Genomic DNA, 16,721 nt, shown 5'->3' with positions numbered 1-16,721 from the left:
GAGGCAATATGAATAATACGAGCGTGACCATTGAAGCAGTTAAAGAACGTGATTTTGAAAGCTGGATGCCACTATGGAGAAAATATCAGGAATTTTACAACGTCAATCTGTCCGGGGCAGTGACTGAACGAACCTGGCAACGATTTTTCAGCCCCGTTGAGCCAGTATTCTGCGTAGTGGCACGATGCAATGGAGAGGTGGTGGGGTTTGCGCATTATCTTTTTCACCGTTCGACCTGGTCCGAGAGCGATTATTGCTACCTCGAAGATTTATATGTCAGCGATACAGCAAGGGGCAAACACACGGGCAAACAGTTAATAGAATATGTGCAGAGAGAAGCAAGAAAACATCACGCCAGCCATCTTTACTGGCATACGCATGAAGCCAATTATCGCGCGCAACGATTGTACGACTGGATTGCGAAAAAAAGCGGGATGATTGAATATCGTATGTACGTAAGATAAATCCCTTCGCTGTCCGTGTGCCCCTTAAATCTTTAAGGGGCATTAAACCAGACGTACTCTTATCATTTAGCCTGCAAAAGTATCTCCATCAGCCCTGGAAAACGGGTATCCAGATCGTCTCTTCGCAAAGAAAGCATGTTTTCTCGTCCCTGCGGACGCTGCCAGATGACGCCGCTGTCCCGCAATACGCGCCAGTGGTGGGTCATGGTGGATTTCACCACATCTTCTGGGCGCAGCGCGTTACAGCTGAGTTCGCCGCCGTCAGCAAGTCGGCGGATAATTGACAGCCGGAGCGGGTTGCCGAGGGCAAACAGCACATTTTCCAGCAGTATTTGTTCTGTTTCAGGGTGGTTTGGGATCATCGTTTTCCTGCGTATGGCGTCAGATTGAGCTATATCAACAATAGGTCAACCCGTAAAAAATAGTTCGATAATACTCGTACAATAGGACTATTATAGCAAACGAACGAATACACGACCATCCCGGTCGTCACAGACAAGTCAGAAAGACTTAAGGAAATAGTATGCCCCGACCCATCCCTCTCGAACGTTATCGCAACATCGGTATCTCCGCGCATATCGATGCCGGTAAAACAACCACCACTGAGCGCATCCTGTTTTATACCGGGATGAGCCATAAGCTGGGTGAAGTACACGATGGCGCGGCAACCACTGACTGGATGGCGCAGGAGCAAGAGCGCGGGATCACGATTACCTCCGCGGCGGTCAGCTGCTTCTGGCCAGGCATGGACAGAGGGTTTGAACCGCACCGGATCAACATCATCGACACCCCGGGGCACGTGGATTTCACCATTGAGGTCGAACGTTCCATGCGCGTGCTCGACGGCGCGGTCATGGTGTATGACTCCGTGGGTGGCGTGCAGCCACAGTCGGAAACCGTCTGGCGTCAGGCGAACAAATACAAAGTTCCTCGCATTGCGTTTGTTAACAAAATGGACCGCCCGGGGGCCGATTTCTTCCGCGTGGTGCGGATGATGCAGGAACGCCTGAAGGCCAACCCGGTGCCGATTGTGATTCCGGTTGGCGCGGAAGAGCACTTCACCGGCGTGGTGGATCTCATCAAGATGCGCACCATTTTGTGGGACGATGCCACTCAGGGCATGGTGTTTACCTATGCACCCGTGCCGGATGATCTCGTCAGTACCGCCCAGGAATGGCGGGAAAAAATGGTCTCAGCCGCGGCGGAAGCCAGCGATGAGCTGATGGATAAGTACCTTGAAACGGGAGATCTGACGGAAGCGGACATGATTAAAGGCCTGCGTATCCGCACCATTTCTGGCGAAATCCAGCCGATGCTGTGCGGCAGCGCGTTCAAAAACAAAGGCGTGCAGCGCATGCTTGATGCGGTGATTGAGCTGATGCCGTCCCCGCTGGACGTGCCGGCCATTGATGGCGTGGATGAAAAAGGGCAGCACGCGGAGCGTCATCCGAGCGATGATGAGCCGTTCTCCGCCCTGGCATTCAAGCTGATGAGCGACCCGTATGTCGGGCAACTGACCTTTATCCGCGTTTACTCTGGCGTGCTGCGTAAAGGTGATGCGGTCTATAACCCGGTGAAAGGAAAAAAAGAGCGCATCGGGCGTATCGTGCTGATGCACGCCAACGACCGTCACGAGGTGGATGAACTGCGCGCCGGGGACATCGCGGCCTGCGTTGGGCTGAAAGACGTGACCACAGGTGATACGCTGACCGACCCGAACGCCGTTATCACGCTTGAACGCATGGAGTTCCCGGATCCGGTTATCTCGCTGGCAATCGAGCCGAAAACCAAAGGCGATCAGGAGAAAATGGGGATCGCGCTGCAGCGTCTGGCAGCGGAAGATCCGTCGTTCCGTCTGCATACTGACGAAGAGTCCGGTCAGACCATTATTTCCGGAATGGGTGAGTTACACCTGGAGATTATCGTCGACCGTATGAAGCGTGAGTTTGGCGTCGAGGCGAACATTGGTCGTCCACAGGTGACCTACCGTGAAACCCTGCGTAAGGCGGTGAAGGATATCGAAGGTAAGTTTGTCCGTCAGTCCGGTGGTAAAGGGCAGTATGGCCATGTTGTCCTGAGCCTGGAGCCGACAGAACCTGGCAGTGGCTTTACGTTTGAGGATGCGACCAAGGGCGGCGTGGTGCCACGCGAGTATATCCCGTCCGTTGAGAAAGGGCTGCGGGAGGCCATGAACAGCGGTGTGCTGGCGGGCTATCCGGTTGTCGATGTTAAAGCGACGCTGACGTTTGGCTCGTACCACGATGTCGACTCGTCTGAGATGGCGTTCCGCATGGCGGCAATCCTTGGTTTCAAAGAGGGCGCTCGCAGGGCGGATCCGGTGATTCTTGAGCCGATCATGCACGTGGAGGTGGAAACACCGGAAGAGTACGCCGGTAACATCATGGGCGATCTCTCCTCCCGACGCGGCATGGTGCAGGGCATGGAAGAGCAGTACGGCAGCCAGATTATCCGCGCTGACGTGCCGCTGGCCGAGATGTTTGGCTACGCCACGACATTACGCTCAATGTCCCAGGGACGCGCGACGTATACGATGGAGTTCCATCATTTTGCGGAAGCACCGCGGAATGTTGCGGATGAGATTATTTCGAAGCGCGCGAAGAGTTAATGAAGTGCACATGGTAGTCCCTGGGCTACCATGTGTCTTTTCCTTGTATCATCTTTTACTTAATCAGCGTTGCCGATCGGATTTTCCATTTACCTTTCTCCTGAACGAGACAATCTGCCACAACGTGATCTTGTTTTTTACCAAACGCGATATAAACGTTTGTGCAAACCGCATCAAACTCAGAATGCAAGACGGTGATCTGATTCCAGTCTTCGTCCCAATCCTGAGACTTGATGAACATATCCGCATCGGGCATATCTTTTTCGTTGCTGTCGCCTGAGTACATTTTTTTAATTGCTGCAATTGTTCCTGAGGTAACGTAATCATTCATGATGTCGGGATTCAGTACTGGCGGTTTATTCTGATTTAACTGCGCGATATACCACTGATTGAATTTAAGCGCAGCCTGTTCCGGTGCAGAGATGCTCTCTGCGACCGCGAAAGGAGACAGGGCGAAAAGAACAAAGAAGAGTATTTTCATTAGTCGTGCCTGAACAGTTCATAATGGGGTTGCATAGTACGGTATGCTTGCCCTGGATACAGGGTGCGTTGTATGAAATCGCTAATCCACTGCTGACCATCGTATATGCAAACGTGCCCGCTATCGTGACCAACAATATTCTGAATAACGGCTACGTCTCCGGCGTGGGGTTGATCATACACTAAGCGGAAACCCGCATTGACCAATGTCCGTCCCATATCTTTTGCCAGACGCGTATTGGGAATCTTTAATCTCCCACCCATTCTGATTGCTTCGGTGACGTAGTGAGCACAATAACCCGTGCTCTTCGGTTGTGCGTGCGATTTCGCATAGGAGATTGCGCCTTCTTTATTCCATGACATTGATATTTCCTCAATAAGAGTTTGCATCCGCAGCAACTCCAGAAATATCCTCCGATTTACAGGATTATGATAAACATAAAATGTCATAGAAAATTATTATAATTTAATGCAATGACATTGATGAATTCAATCCAGAGCCTTCACCATCTTCCCGCTCGTCACAAACGTCCCGGCCCCAAGATGATGCAGCGTATTCAGTTTATCCCCGTCAAACTGCCAGCGTCCGGCGACGAACGCGCGCTCATCTGCTGCCGCCGAAACCACTTCGCCAAACAATGTGTCATATTTTTCCGCCGCGGAGGTAACGGGTAATAACCGACACTCCATCCACGCCAGACATTTTTCTTCGATAACCGGCAGGCCGAGTTCAGGGCCGTTTACGACCGGAATGCCGTAGCAGTTGAATTTGTCCTCGTCGCGCCCGCTGACGCTGCCGACCGCGTAAGTCCAGTTGGCCGCCGCTACGCCGGGAATGACAATCCCAAACTTTCCGCTGCGCTCAATCAGCTCGCGCGACCAGGTACTTTTGTCGACCACGATAGCGATGCGCGGCGGTTCAAACTCCACGGGCATTGACCATGCGGCGGCCATCACGTTGCGTCTGTCGAGAGATTCGTCCCGACTGGTAATCAGTACGGTAGGACCGTGGTTCAGCAGGCGGCTGGCATGCCGTAATTCAACAGGGCGAAAGTGGCTCATAGGATCTCCTCATCTACACGATGAGTATGGCGAAAAAGCACGTAAATCAAAATGAATGCGCAAAATTAGTTTATAAACAGAACATCACAATCAAAGGAAACTGATGCATGTCCCCATTTCTGACTGGCTATTTCGCGCGTATCGGCTGGACGCAACCCACACGGGTAGATATCGATACCCTGCGCGAGCTGCATTTACACCACAACTGCGCCATTCCATTCGAAAATATTGATGTCGTCCTGCCGCGCGAAATTCATCTTGAAGATCAATGCCTGGAGGACAAACTGGTGACCGCGCGCCGTGGGGGATATTGCTTTGAGCAAAACGGCCTTTTTGAGCGAGTCTTGCGTGACGTCGGATTTACGGTGCGCAGCGTGCTCGGGCGTGTGGTCCTGGCGAATCCGTCGCAGATGCCGCCGCGTACGCACCGCCTGCTGCTGGTCGAGCTTAACGGTGAACGCTGGATTGCTGACGTTGGGTTTGGCGGCCAGACGCTGACGGCGCCGATTCGTCTGCTGGCTAACGAAGAACAGGAAACGCCGCACGGGCAGTATCGTCTGCTGAGCGAGGGGAACGACTGGGTGCTGCAGTTCCGCCATCATGAACACTGGCAGTCGATGTATCACTTTGACCTGACGACGCAATATTTCAGTGATTATGTTATGGGGAACTTCTGGTCGGCGCACTGGCCGCAATCGCATTTCCGCCATCATCTATTGATGTGCCGCCATCTGCCGGACGGCGGTAAGCTGACGCTGACCAACTTCAATTTCACCCACTGGCAGAATGGCCATGTGGAGGAGCAGATCCATTTGCCGGATGCAGAGGCGCTGTATCAGCTGATGCAGTCGCGGTTTGGTCTTGGGGTTGACGATCCGAAGCACGGCTTTACACTAGCAGAATTGACGGCGGTGATGGCGGGGTTTGATACGCATCCGCAGGCAGGAAAATAGCCCGGTGGCGGCTACGCCTTACCGGGCCTACATGGGTTCGAACGTAGGTCGGGTGAGGCGCAGCCGCCACCCGACAACATAAAAGGCATACTGATATGGAAATCTTGATTCGGAATAAATTTAGTTCTGTGGGAATGTTGCTCGGTGTTATTGCGCTGCTTCTCTCCTTAGCTCAGTTCACCCTCGGTCCGTTTTCTTCAAAGTCGACAGCACTTGAAGTTGTTGTGGCTGAAAAGGTTTCGGCAGTAAAAAAAGGAATAATGGCTGGTTTAAAAGGAGAGCAGCCGATCGTTGAGACGAAAAAGAAACCAGTAGATATCGACCGGTTACTGATCGCCAGCGGAATAGTGTTGTCTGTCGTGTCGCTTGGACTTGCTTTCATTAGTGGCCTGCGTAAAGAGAACAAATGGACCGTGAGTGGGGCACTCTTTTTTTCCGGGGCCACGATCGCTTTTCATGCGGCGTTACTGGCTTTTGGTCTCATCATTGCGGTTTTAGTTCTGATGTTAGTTGTTTCAATCATAAGCGGAAGCACTCCGTTCTGACCTTATAGCCCGGTGGCGGCTACGCCTTACCGGGCCTGCAAGGGCTCGAACGTAGGGCGGGTAAGGCGTAGCCGCCACCCGACACACTCAGCGGCGCGATCTCACCACCTGATACCGCCGGGTAAAATACTCAAACGGCGCGCTCCAGACGTGGACCAAGCGGGTGAACGGGAAGATAAGGAAGATCGTCATTCCCAGCACCAGATGTACGCGGAAGATCGGTGCCACGCCGCTTAACATCTCCGACGAGCCGCCCTTAAACGTCACGATCCCCTGTGCCCAGCCGACCAGCTTCATCATCTCGCTTCCGTCCGGATACTGAGCGGAGAACGGAATGGTCGACAGCCCAAGAATGCACTGGATCAGCAGGATACTCATGATGATGATATCCGGCGTGGTGGACGTTGCACGCACGCGCTGGTTGAACAGGCGGCGGATCAGCAGCATTGACCCACCGATGAGTGTCAGCACGCCGCAAATCCCGCCCGCAATCATAGCCAACTGCTGTTTAACCGCGACGGGCAAAAACCAGGCATACATCCAGTGCGGGGTTAACATGCCGAACAGGTGGCCGAAGAAAATCCCCAGGATCCCGATGTGAAACAGGTTAGAGGCCCAGTTCATACCGCGTTTGCTGAGCATCTGGCTCGACGAGGCGCGCCAGGTGTACTGCCCGTAGTCGTAACGCAGCCAGCTGCCGAGGAAAAAAACGGTGGCGCAGATGTAGGGGTAAATATCATAGAAAAACACGTTCAGGTAATGTGTCATTTTGGGCCTCCGGCACTGACGTTCACGTACTGCGGCGCGACGTCCTGGCTAAAGCGTCGTTGATAGTGCTGCATCGGCGAGCTGTCGCACGAAGTGGCGTTGTCTTCGATAAACTTCACCTGTTCCTCTTCCCACACGGCATCCAGCGCCTGGCGGGTGTCGTCGCGTTTCTCGCCTGACACCTGTTGAGTGACACTGTCACTTGAAAGGCGGCTTCCGGCGAGGGCGAGCAGGGCGTCAAACAGCTGATAATGCGCCACGCCGCGCTGTTTCAGACGACCGCCAACCAGGGCGAGGATTGGCGCGACGTTCTGCAATCCCTCACGCGCTTCGTCGTCGGTTACGATGCTGAGATATTCCAGATAGAGCGGCAGGTAATCCGGCAGTTCACGGCAGTCCAGCACCAGGCCCGCTTTTTCATACTGACTCATCAGGTCAACCATCGCCTGACCGCGATCGCGGGATTCGGCGTGAACGTGCTCGAACAGCAGCAGCGAGGTCGCGCGCCCGCGTTCGAACACTTCACACCACTCGGCCTGTTTATCCAGCAGCGGGGCGCTCAGGTGCTGTCGGGCAAACGGCAGCAGCATGGGCGCGTCCTGCGCAATCAACGAGAGCGCTTCTTCACGGTTCTCCCACAGCGTGTCATCGGGATACTCAATCAGCAGCGCGACGATCTTGAGGATCTGCATTATTCTCCCTCCCCATGTTCGCGCACCTCGGTAATGTTGATGGCATCGATGCGGCTGCTGTTGAAGAGGTTGAATTTGGTGTCGGAGCCGTGGCAACCGTCACCAAAGGTGAAGCCGCAGCCGTTTTTCTCCGGGAACGCGTCGCGCGCCATTTCACGGTGGCTGGTGGGGATCACGAAGCGATCTTCGTAATTCGCAATAGCCAGATAGCGGTACATCTCCTCAACCTGCGCTTCGGTCAGCCCGACTTCTTCGATGGCGCGAGTATCGGTCACGCCTTCCACGGTCTGGGAGCGTTTGTAGTGGCGCATCGCCATCATGCGTTTCAGAGCACGCAGCACCGGGCCTGGGTCACCTGCGCTAAGCATATTTGCCAGATACTGCACCGGGATGCGCAGGCTTTCGACAGCAGGCAGCACGCCATCACTCTGCGGCAGGCCGCCGGCATCCGCGTAGGACTGAATCGGTGACAGCGGTGGCACGTACCAGACCATCGGCAGGGTGCGGTATTCCGGGTGCAGCGGCAGAGCCAGCTTCCAGTCCATCGCCATTTTATAAACAGGCGATTTTTGCGCTGCCTCAATGACGTTCGCCGGAATACCCTGTTTCAGCGCTTCTTCGATGACCGCCGGATCGTGCGGATTCAGGAACACGTCGCACTGACGTTCGTACAGATCGGTTTCGTGCTCGGTGCTGGCCGCTTCTTCAATGCGGTCCGCGTCGTACAGCAGCACGCCGAGATAGCGAATACGCCCGACGCAGGTTTCTGAGCAAACGGTCGGCTGGCCGGACTCAATGCGCGGGTAGCAGAAGATGCATTTCTCGGATTTACCGCTCTTCCAGTTGAAGTAGATTTTCTTGTACGGGCAACCGCTGATGCACAGACGCCAGCCGCGGCACTTGTCCTGGTCAATCAGCACAATGCCGTCCTCTTCGCGCTTGTAAATGGCACCGCTCGGGCAGGTGGCGACGCAGCTTGGATTCAGACAGTGCTCGCACAGGCGCGGCAGGTACATCATGAAGGTATTTTCAAACTGGCCGTACATCTCCTTCTGGATCTTCTGAAAGTTGCGGTCGCGGGCGCGCTTTTCGAACTCACCGCCCAGCAGCTCCTCCCAGTTAGGCCCCCAAACGATTTTATCCATCCGCTTGCCGTCAATCAGCGAGCGAGGGCGAGCGGTAGGGAGATGATCCCCCTCCGGGGCGCGATGCAGGTCCTGATAATCAAAGGTGAAGGGTTCATAGTAATCGTCAATTTGCGGCAGAACAGGGTTAGCGAAAATTTTCGACAGAACGCCCATTTTGCCGCCGAGACGCGGGGTCAGTTTGCCGTTGATCCCGCGGATCCAGCCGCCTTGCCACTCATCCTGGTCTTCCCAGTTTTTTGGATAGCCAATGCCCGGCTTGGTTTCGACGTTGTTGAACCACGCATATTCCATGCCTTCACGCCCGGTCCAGACGTTCTTACAGGTGACCGAGCAGGTGTGGCAGCCGATGCATTTATCGAGATTCAGAACCATGCCAACCTGTGAGCGTATTTTCATTTTTTCGTCTCCTGTACCTGATCCCGACCTTCGCCATCCAGCCAGTTAATGTTTTTCATTTTGCGGATCATGATGAATTCGTCGCGGTTCGAGCCGACGGTGCCGTAATAGTTAAAGCTGTACGCCAGCTGCGCATAGCCGCCGATCATGTGCGTCGGCTTCGGGCAGACGCGGGTAACGGAGTTGTGGATCCCCCCGCGCCGGCCGGTCACTTCAGAGCCCGGAATGTTCAGAATGCGCTCCTGAGCGTGGTACATCATGGTCATGCCCGGCGGCACGCGCTGGCTGACTACCGCGCGGGCGGTGAGGGCGCCGTTAGCGTTAAAGGCTTCGATCCAGTCGTTGTCCTCAATGCCCAGCTCACGCGCGTCGGTTTCGCTTATCCAGACAATCGGCCCGCCGCGCGACAGGGTCTGCATCAGGAGGTTTTCGCTGTAGGTGGAGTGAATGCCCCATTTCTGATGCGGCGTCAGGAAGTTAAGCGCTTTTTCCGGGAAGCCGTTCGGCGGGATCTCGCGCATATGGCTCACGCTACGGGTATCAATCGGCGGACGGTAGGCCACCAGACTCTCCCCGAAAGCACGCATCCACGGGTGATCCTGATACAACTGCTGACGACCGGAAAGGGTGCGCCAGGGGATTAGCTCATGAACGTTGGTATAACCCGCGTTATAGGAGACATGCTCGCTTTCAAGACCGGACCAGGTTGGGCTGGAGATGATTTTGCGCGGCTGCGCCTGGATGTCGCGGAAGCGAATTTTCTCGTCTTCTTTGTTCAGCGCCAGATGCGTGTGGTCACGTCCGGTCAACTCCCCAAGCGCTTGCCAGGCCTTAACCGCCACCTGACCGTTGGTTTCCGGCGCGAGGGCGAGGATCACCTCTGAAGCGTCAATGGCGGTTTCAATCCGCGGACGACCTTTTGCCGGGCCGTCGGGCTTGACGTAATTGAGCTTGCCGAGGAAATCGACCTCGTTCTGGGTATTCCACGATATGCCTTTTCCGCCGTTACCGAGCTTGTCCATCAGGGGGCCAAGAGACGTAAAGCGCTCGTAAGTTTCCGGGTAGTTTCGCTCAACGACCGCAATGTTTGGCGCGGTTTTGCCGGGGATCAAATCGCATTCACCTTTGCGCCAGTCCTGGATATCAAACGGCTGAGAGAGTTCCGCCGGAGAGTCGTGCTGCAACGGTTGCAGAACCACGTCGGTTTCGGTGCCCAGGTGACCGACGCACACCTCGGAGAAGACCCTGGCGATGCCTTTGTAGATCTCCCAGTCGCTGCGCGATTCCCACGCCGGATCGACGGCGGCGGAGAGCGGGTGAATAAACGGGTGCATGTCCGAGGTATTCATATCGTCTTTTTCGTACCAGGTGGCAGTCGGCAGGACGATATCGGAGAACAGACAGGTGCTGGACATGCGGAAGTCGAGCGTCACCAGCAGATCGAGTTTGCCCTCGATGGCAGCGGTTTGCCATTCGACCTCTTCAGGCTTCACGTCGTCTGTGGAACCCAAATCTTCACCCTGAATGCCGCTCTCGGTGCCGAGCAGGTATTTCAGCATGTACTCGTGACCTTTCCCGGACGAGCCAAGAAGGTTAGAGCGCCAGACAAACAGGTTACGCGGGTGGTTCTTGCCGTTATCGGGTTGCTCGCAGGCGAAGCGAACGTCACCCGATTTTAGCCCCTGAACGGTGTAGTCCTGCGGCGTCATGCCCGCCGCATCGGCACGTGCCTTAATGTGCAACGGGTTCAGGTTGAGCTGCGGCGCCGAGGGCAACCAGCCCATGCGCTCGGCGCGAACGTTGAAGTCGATCAGGTGCCCGGTAAATTGGGTGGCATCGGCCAGCGGGGAGAGGAGCTCCTGCGCGGTCAGCTTCTCATAGCGCCACTGGCTGGCGTGGTTGTAAAAGAATGACGTGCTGTTCATCTGACGTGGCGGGCGGTTCCAGTCCAGCGCAAAGGCCAGCGGCAGCCAGCCGGTTTGCGGACGCAGTTTCTCCTGGCCCACATAGTGCGACCAGCCGCCACCGCTCTGCCCGACGCAGCCGCAGAAGACCAGCATGTTGATCATCCCGCGGTAGTTCATGTCCATGTGGTACCAGTGATTCACCCCGGCACCGAGGATAATCATCGACCGCCCGTGCGTTTTGTGCGCCGTGTCGGCAAACTCGCGGGCGATTTTTTCAATCAGATACGCGGGTACGCCGGTGATCTGCTCTCCCCAGGCGGGAGTGTAGGCTTTGATCTGGTCATAGCTGTCTGCGGCGTTACTGTCCTGCAGACCACGATCGAGGCCGTAGTTCGCCAGCACCAGATCGTAAACGCTGACCACCCGTTTCTCGCGACCGTCGGCGAGCGTCAGGGTTTTGCTCGGCACGCGGCGCGTCAGCACCGGCTCCTGCTTCACGCTGCGAAAATGCGGGTTCTCATTACCGCCAAAGTAGGGGAAGGCGACATCTGCGACGCTATCGTGCGTAATCAGCAGGGAGAGGGTCAGCTCGCTTTCATGGCCTGCCGCCCGGGGCTCCAGGTTCCATTTGCCTTTTTCTCCCCAGCGGAAGCCGATGGAACCGTTTGGCACCACCAGGTTCCCGGCAATATCAAAGGCGACCGTTTTCCATTCAGGATTATTGGCTTCACCCAGCCCGTCGACAAGGTCTGAGGCCCGCAGCATCCGCCCCGGTACGACGCGACCATCGGCCTGTTCGTCCAGCAGGACCAGCATCGGCATGTCGGTGTAGCGGCGGCAGTAGTTGAGGAAGTAGTCGCTCGGGTTATCGAGGTGGAACTCTTTAAGGATCACATGGCCCATTGCCATGGCGAGAGCGCTGTCGGTGCCCTGTTTAGGCGCCAGCCACTGGTCGCTCAGCTTCGCGACTTCCGAGAAGTCCGGCGTAATGGCGACGGTTTTGGTGCCTTTGTAGCGCACCTCAGTGAAAAAGTGGGCGTCCGGGGTACGCGTCTGCGGCACGTTCGAGCCCCAGGCAATGATGTAGCTGGAGTTATACCAGTCTGCTGATTCCGGCACATCGGTCTGCTCACCCCAGGTCATTGGGGAGGCCGGAGGCAGATCGCAGTACCAGTCATAAAAGCTCAGGCAGGTGCCGCCCAGCAGCGAGAGATAGCGGGTCCCGGCGGCGTAAGAGACCATCGACATCGCCGGGATAGGGGAAAAACCGGCGACGCGATCGGGGCCATAATTTTTGATGGTCCAGACGTTGGCGGCGGCAATCAGCTGGTTCAGCTCTTTCCAGTTTGAGCGGATAAAACCGCCTTTTCCGCGCGCTTTCCTGTAGCTCTGCGCTTTCTGCGGATCGTTCTGAATGGCATCCCAGGCCAGCACCGGATCGGTATGCTGCGCCAGCGCTTCTCGCCAGAGTTCAATTAACCTGCGGCGCACCAGCGGGTATTTGAGACGGTTGGCGCTGTAGAGATACCAGGAATAGCTTGCGCCACGCGGGCAGCCGCGCGGTTCGTGGTTGGGCAGGTCAGGGCGGGTGCGTGGATAGTCGGTTTGCTGGGTTTCCCAGGTCACCAGGCCATTTTTGACATAAATCTTCCAGCTACAGGAGCCGGTACAGTTCACGCCGTGGGTGGAGCGCACAATCTTGTCGAACTGCCAGCGCTGACGATAGCTGTCTTCCCAGTCGCGGTTGGTGTGATACACCTGCCCGTGCCCATCGGCGAAACTGTCGCCTTTTGTTTTGAAGTAACGAAAGCGGTCCAACAGTTTGCTCATGACATTTCTCCTGCTTCGATAGCATGGCCGGAGGGGGTTGCATCCCGCTCCGGCAAAGAGGTCGTTATTATTTTTGTGACGATTTGCGGCCGTACACCAGCCAGGTGACAAGGACACAGACGATGTAAAACACGAGGAACACTTTCATGGCCCCGACCGGCGATCCGGTCATCGCCAGCGAGGTGCCAAACGCTTTGGGAATGAAGAAGCCGCCCACGGCGCCGATGGCAGAGATAAAGCCCAGCGCGGCCGCTGTTTCGGTCACCGCTTCATGCTGCGCCTGCTCGTCCGTGCCGCCCTGCTTTTTGACGCGGTCGAGGGTAATTTGGCGGAAAATAATCGCGATCATCTGGAAGGTGGAGCCGCTGCCCAGTCCGGCAGTGAGGAACAGCCCCATAAACACCAGATAGAAGGCGAAGAAACTGCCTGAACCTGAGCCCGGAAGCGTCAGGAAAATTAGGGCGCTAAAAATCGCCATAAAGACGAAGTTGATCAGCGTCACCCGCACGCCGCCCAGTTTGTCGGAGATCATCCCGCCCGCCGAGCGGGCCAGCGCGCCGATCAGGGGACCAAAGAAGGCGAGGTGCAGGATGTTCACGTCCGGAAACTGGGTTTTCGACAGCATGGCAAAGCCCGCCGAGAAACCGATAAATGAGCCGAAGGTCGCCAGATAGAGCAGGCTTAGCAGCCAGAGGTGAAAGCGTTTCAGGACCGGAAGCTGGCTGGCGATGGAGGCCTTTGAGCTGGCAATATCGTTCATGCCAAAAAACGCCGCAATGGTTGCCAGCAGCAGGAGGGGGGCCCAGATCCAGGCCGCGTTTGCCAGCCACATCGTCGAGCCATCCTCCTGTGGCACGCCGTGCACCCCGAGGAAGGTGAACATCGGGAGGAAAATGACCAGCGGCGCAACCAGCTGCATCACGCTGACGCCCAGGTTGCCCAGCCCGCCGTTGATGCCCAGCGCACTGCCCTGTCTGGATTTCGGGAAGAAAAAGCTGATGTTGCCCATGCTCGATGCGAAGTTAGCGCCAGCAAATCCGCAGAGCAGGGCGATGATGATAAAGATCCAGTACGGCGTCGCGGGGTTTTGAATGGCAATTCCCAGCCACACGCAGGGGATAATCAGGATGACGGTACTCAATACCGTCCAGTAACGCCCACCGAATATCGGTACCATAAATGAGTAGGGGACGCGCAATATCGCACCGGAGAGAGAAGGTAATGCTGTTAGCATAAAAAGCTGATCGGTGGTGAAATTAAATCCGACTTTATTCAGGTTGACGGCGATAGCGCTAAATAACATCCAGACGCAAAACGCTAATAGCAGGCAAGCCACAGAAATCCATAGATTTCTTCGTGCGATATGTTTTCCTTTATTCTCCCAGAATTGCGCGTTTTCAGGTTTCCAGTTACTCAACAGATGCGGATTATTCTTTTCACTTTGTTGCGACATAGCGCCCTCTTGCTTACCTTAATGGAAAGAAAAAAGAAGTAAAAACAAAAAGATGAGTGAGAATTTGCTGTTGGATTTATTGGATGTTTTGGGATACATCTGAAAGGATAGATAAAAAAGCGCGCCCCTGAGGTGAGAATGGAAATTGCGGAGCGCTTAATATGTTACCAATTGTAAGTGTTGCGGGAATTAATACTCCAGAAGGAGTATTAACACAATTCCAGCGTGATAAGTTTGTCGAGATGTTTATTTAGCGCCGCATCGTCCATTTCCGGCATATTTAATACGGTGATCCCATCCAGGCCGCAAACCAGCCCTATCAAACGCCAGGCAATATTTTCCGCCCGATCGGTGAGTGTGAATGCCCTGGCTTCCGCCCCGGCACAGATAATAGCCACCGTCTCGTGATGCCACATCTCCATGGTCAGGACATAAGCCGCTTTGATCTCGGGATCCCGGCTGGCGAGAATTTGCGCTTCCCGCCACAGTCGAATATAAGGCTCAAACTTACCGTCGTCGCTGCCGAGCATGCTGTGCAACCGTTCCCGCCAGGTGGCACGTTCATCCGCTACGTCGGCATCTAATAGTTCGCGGATCAGGCGAACGAATGCCAGCGATTTCAACTCACCGCCGGAGGCAAAGTGGTGATGCACCTGCCCGGTAGCGACGCCCGCTTCAGTCGCAATGCGCCGCACCGTCATCGCCGCCAGCCCCTCGGCGAGCGCCACGCGCATGGCGGCCTGTAAGATTGCTTCCCGCCGTTCATCCTTGCTCAGATATCGCATGTTTACTCACTCTCAATGGGAATGAAACGAGTGTAACAAAAAGCTGGACACTCGTTCAACTTTACGTAGGATCGCATCCTGGACATGTGTCCATGTTTAAAATGAAAAGGAAATTTATGTTTCGTCAGTGGTTAGCGTTAGTGATTATCGTGCTGGTTTATATCCCGGTCGCGATCGACGCGACGGTGCTGCACGTGGCGGCGACGACATTGAGCATGACGCTGGGCGCCAGCGGTAACGAATTACTGTGGATTATCGACATCTACTCGCTGGTGATGGCGGGTATGGTGCTGCCGATGGGCGCACTCGGTGACCGCATGGGGTTTAAACGATTGTTAATGATCGGCAGCATGCTGTTTGGGGTGTCGTCCCTGGCGGCAGCCTTTGCGCCGTCAGCCGGGTGGCTGATTGCGGCGCGCGCCTCGCTGGCAATCGGTGCGGCAATGATCATTCCGGCCACGCTGGCCGGGATCCGCACGCTGTTTACCGACGCGCGGGATCGTAATATCGCGCTTGGCGTCTGGGCGGCCGTGGGTTCAGGTGGGGCGGCATTTGGTCCGCTGATTGGCGGTATCCTGCTTGAGCATTTCTACTGGGGATCGGTGTTTTTAATCAACGTCCCGATTGTGCTGGTGGTGGTGTCGCTGGCGGCGCGTTTTGTACCCCGTCAACAGGGGCGTCCTGAGCAGCCGCTGAATATCAGCCATGCCATCATGCTGATTGTGGCAATCCTGCTGCTGGTCTACAGCGCCAAAACCGCGTTGAAAGGCGTGCTGTCGCCGTGGCTGGTAGCCTGTACGTTGCTTACCGGGGCTGTGATGCTGTTGATTTTCGTGCGTATTCAACTGCGCGCCCGCGTGCCAATGATCGACATGCGCCTGTTTTGTCACCGCATCATTCTCAGCGGTGTGGTGATGGCGATGACGGCGATGATCGCGCTGGTGGGCTTTGAGCTGCTGATGGCGCAGGAATTGCAATTCGTTCACGGCTTTACGCCATTCGAAGCCGGCATGTTTATGCTTCCGGTCATGGTGGCGAGCGGGTTTAGCGGGCCGATCGCCGGAGTACTGGTGGGGCGTCTGGGGCTACGCATTGTGGCTGCGGGTGGCATGGCGCTCAGCGCGGTCAGTTTCATTGGCCTCTCGATGCTCGATTTCAGCACGCAGCAGTGGCAGGCGTGGAGCCTGATGGTGCTGTTGGGCTTCAGCGCCGCCAGCGCGCTGCTGGCCTCGACCTCTGCAATCATGGCCGCCGCGCCGAAAGAAAAGGCCGCCGCTGCCGGGGCGATTGAAACCATGTCTTATGAACTGGGGGCCGGGCTTGGGATCGCTATCTTTGGTCTGCTGCTGACCCGCAGTTTCTCTGCGTCGATTGATTTGCCGCAGGGGCTGAATGCGTCTCTCGTCGACAAAGCCTCGTCATCCATCGGCGAGGCGATGAAGGTGGCGCAGGATCTCACGCCAGCACTGGCGGTTTCGGTGACGGAGGCGGCGAAAAGTGCGTTTATTACCTCCCACAGCGTGGCGCTGGGGAGTGCGGGGGGCATGCTGTTGCTGCTGGCGGCAGGAATGTGGTTTAGCCTGGCGAAGGTGCCAAAGCAGTAGACAAGCCT

Annotated in this window: 15 protein-coding genes; 5 read left to right on the top strand and 10 right to left on the bottom strand. The window is 55.9% G+C overall.

Annotated elements, in window-relative coordinates:
- Positions 1–8 precede the first annotated feature (8 nt).
- Positions 9–464, top strand: coding sequence for a GNAT family N-acetyltransferase (locus tag BFV64_RS11890; RefSeq protein ID WP_069602481.1), 456 nt, complete (start codon positions 9–11; stop codon positions 462–464).
- 62 nt (positions 465–526) lie between these two features.
- On the opposite strand, the gene BFV64_RS11885 is transcribed toward BFV64_RS11890, so the two are convergent.
- A complete protein-coding gene (locus BFV64_RS11885; protein ID WP_069602108.1) occupies positions 527–826 on the bottom strand; it encodes an ArsR/SmtB family transcription factor in 300 nt (99 codons plus the stop codon).
- A 161-nt stretch (positions 827–987) separates the two neighbouring features.
- Here BFV64_RS11885 and fusA point away from each other — a divergent pair, with 161 nt between their 5' ends.
- A complete protein-coding gene (gene fusA / locus BFV64_RS11880) occupies positions 988–3,090 on the top strand; it encodes an elongation factor G (protein ID WP_023330482.1) in 2,103 nt (700 codons plus the stop codon).
- A gap of 55 nt (positions 3,091–3,145) precedes the next feature.
- Here the strand turns inward: fusA and BFV64_RS11875 are convergent, their stop codons facing one another.
- From BFV64_RS11875 to BFV64_RS11865, 3 genes are all read right to left on the bottom strand, one after another.
- The gene (locus BFV64_RS11875; protein ID WP_014883927.1) at positions 3,146–3,571 is read right to left on the bottom strand and encodes a DUF3828 domain-containing protein; all 426 of its coding nucleotides are present in this window, start codon (positions 3,569–3,571) and stop codon (positions 3,146–3,148) included.
- Positions 3,571–3,933: a hypothetical protein gene (locus tag BFV64_RS11870; RefSeq protein ID WP_023330481.1), complete on the bottom strand. Its 363-nt coding sequence runs from the start codon at positions 3,931–3,933 to the stop codon at positions 3,571–3,573. The genes BFV64_RS11875 and BFV64_RS11870 overlap by 1 nt, the downstream gene beginning before the upstream one ends.
- Positions 3,934–4,059: 126 nt before the next feature.
- The gene (locus tag BFV64_RS11865) at positions 4,060–4,632 is read right to left on the bottom strand and encodes a flavin reductase family protein (protein ID WP_023330480.1); all 573 of its coding nucleotides are present in this window, start codon (positions 4,630–4,632) and stop codon (positions 4,060–4,062) included.
- A 107-nt stretch (positions 4,633–4,739) separates the two neighbouring features.
- Here BFV64_RS11865 and nhoA point away from each other — a divergent pair, with 107 nt between their 5' ends.
- Both nhoA and BFV64_RS11855 read left to right on the top strand, forming a co-directional pair.
- Positions 4,740–5,585, top strand: a complete 846-nt coding sequence (gene nhoA / locus BFV64_RS11860; protein ID WP_023330479.1) for an N-hydroxyarylamine O-acetyltransferase — start codon at positions 4,740–4,742, stop codon at positions 5,583–5,585.
- Between the two features lie 95 nt (positions 5,586–5,680).
- Positions 5,681–6,130, top strand: coding sequence for a hypothetical protein (locus tag BFV64_RS11855; protein ID WP_032636427.1), 450 nt, complete (start codon positions 5,681–5,683; stop codon positions 6,128–6,130).
- Positions 6,131–6,217: 87 nt separating this feature from the next.
- On the opposite strand, the gene narI is transcribed toward BFV64_RS11855, so the two are convergent.
- The 6 genes from narI to BFV64_RS11825 all read right to left on the bottom strand — a co-directional run bounded on the left by narI (position 6,218) and on the right by BFV64_RS11825 (position 15,109).
- Entirely contained in the window at positions 6,218–6,898 is a 681-nt protein-coding gene (narI, locus tag BFV64_RS11850; protein WP_014883923.1) for a respiratory nitrate reductase subunit gamma, read from the bottom strand.
- Positions 6,895–7,590 (bottom strand): nitrate reductase molybdenum cofactor assembly chaperone, encoded by a 696-nt coding sequence (gene narW, locus BFV64_RS11845; RefSeq protein WP_069602107.1) that lies wholly within the window; start codon positions 7,588–7,590, stop codon positions 6,895–6,897. Before narW ends, narI begins: the two co-directional genes overlap by 4 nt.
- A complete protein-coding gene (gene narH, locus BFV64_RS11840) occupies positions 7,590–9,134 on the bottom strand; it encodes a nitrate reductase subunit beta (protein ID WP_069602106.1) in 1,545 nt (514 codons plus the stop codon). The genes narW and narH overlap by 1 nt, the downstream gene beginning before the upstream one ends.
- Positions 9,131–12,871: a nitrate reductase subunit alpha gene (locus tag BFV64_RS11835; protein WP_032636431.1), complete on the bottom strand. Its 3,741-nt coding sequence runs from the start codon at positions 12,869–12,871 to the stop codon at positions 9,131–9,133. The genes narH and BFV64_RS11835 overlap by 4 nt, the downstream gene beginning before the upstream one ends.
- A 67-nt stretch (positions 12,872–12,938) precedes the next feature.
- Complete coding sequence (locus BFV64_RS11830; RefSeq protein ID WP_014883919.1) at positions 12,939–14,324, bottom strand: NarK family nitrate/nitrite MFS transporter; 1,386 nt, start codon at positions 14,322–14,324, stop codon at positions 12,939–12,941.
- Between the two features lie 209 nt (positions 14,325–14,533).
- Complete coding sequence (locus BFV64_RS11825) at positions 14,534–15,109, bottom strand: TetR family transcriptional regulator (protein WP_045133988.1); 576 nt, start codon at positions 15,107–15,109, stop codon at positions 14,534–14,536.
- A gap of 116 nt (positions 15,110–15,225) precedes the next feature.
- On the opposite strand from BFV64_RS11825, the gene BFV64_RS11820 reads away from it, so the two are divergent.
- Positions 15,226–16,713 carry an MFS transporter gene (locus BFV64_RS11820; protein WP_069602105.1) on the top strand — a complete coding sequence of 496 codons (1,488 nt, stop codon included), beginning with the start codon at positions 15,226–15,228 and terminating at the stop codon, positions 16,711–16,713.
- Positions 16,714–16,721: the final 8 nt, after the last annotated feature.

The organism is Enterobacter kobei, assembly GCF_001729765.1.
In the GTDB taxonomy this organism is placed as follows: domain Bacteria; phylum Pseudomonadota; class Gammaproteobacteria; order Enterobacterales; family Enterobacteriaceae; genus Enterobacter; species Enterobacter kobei.
This window is presented reverse-complemented; position numbering and strand designations above follow the sequence as displayed.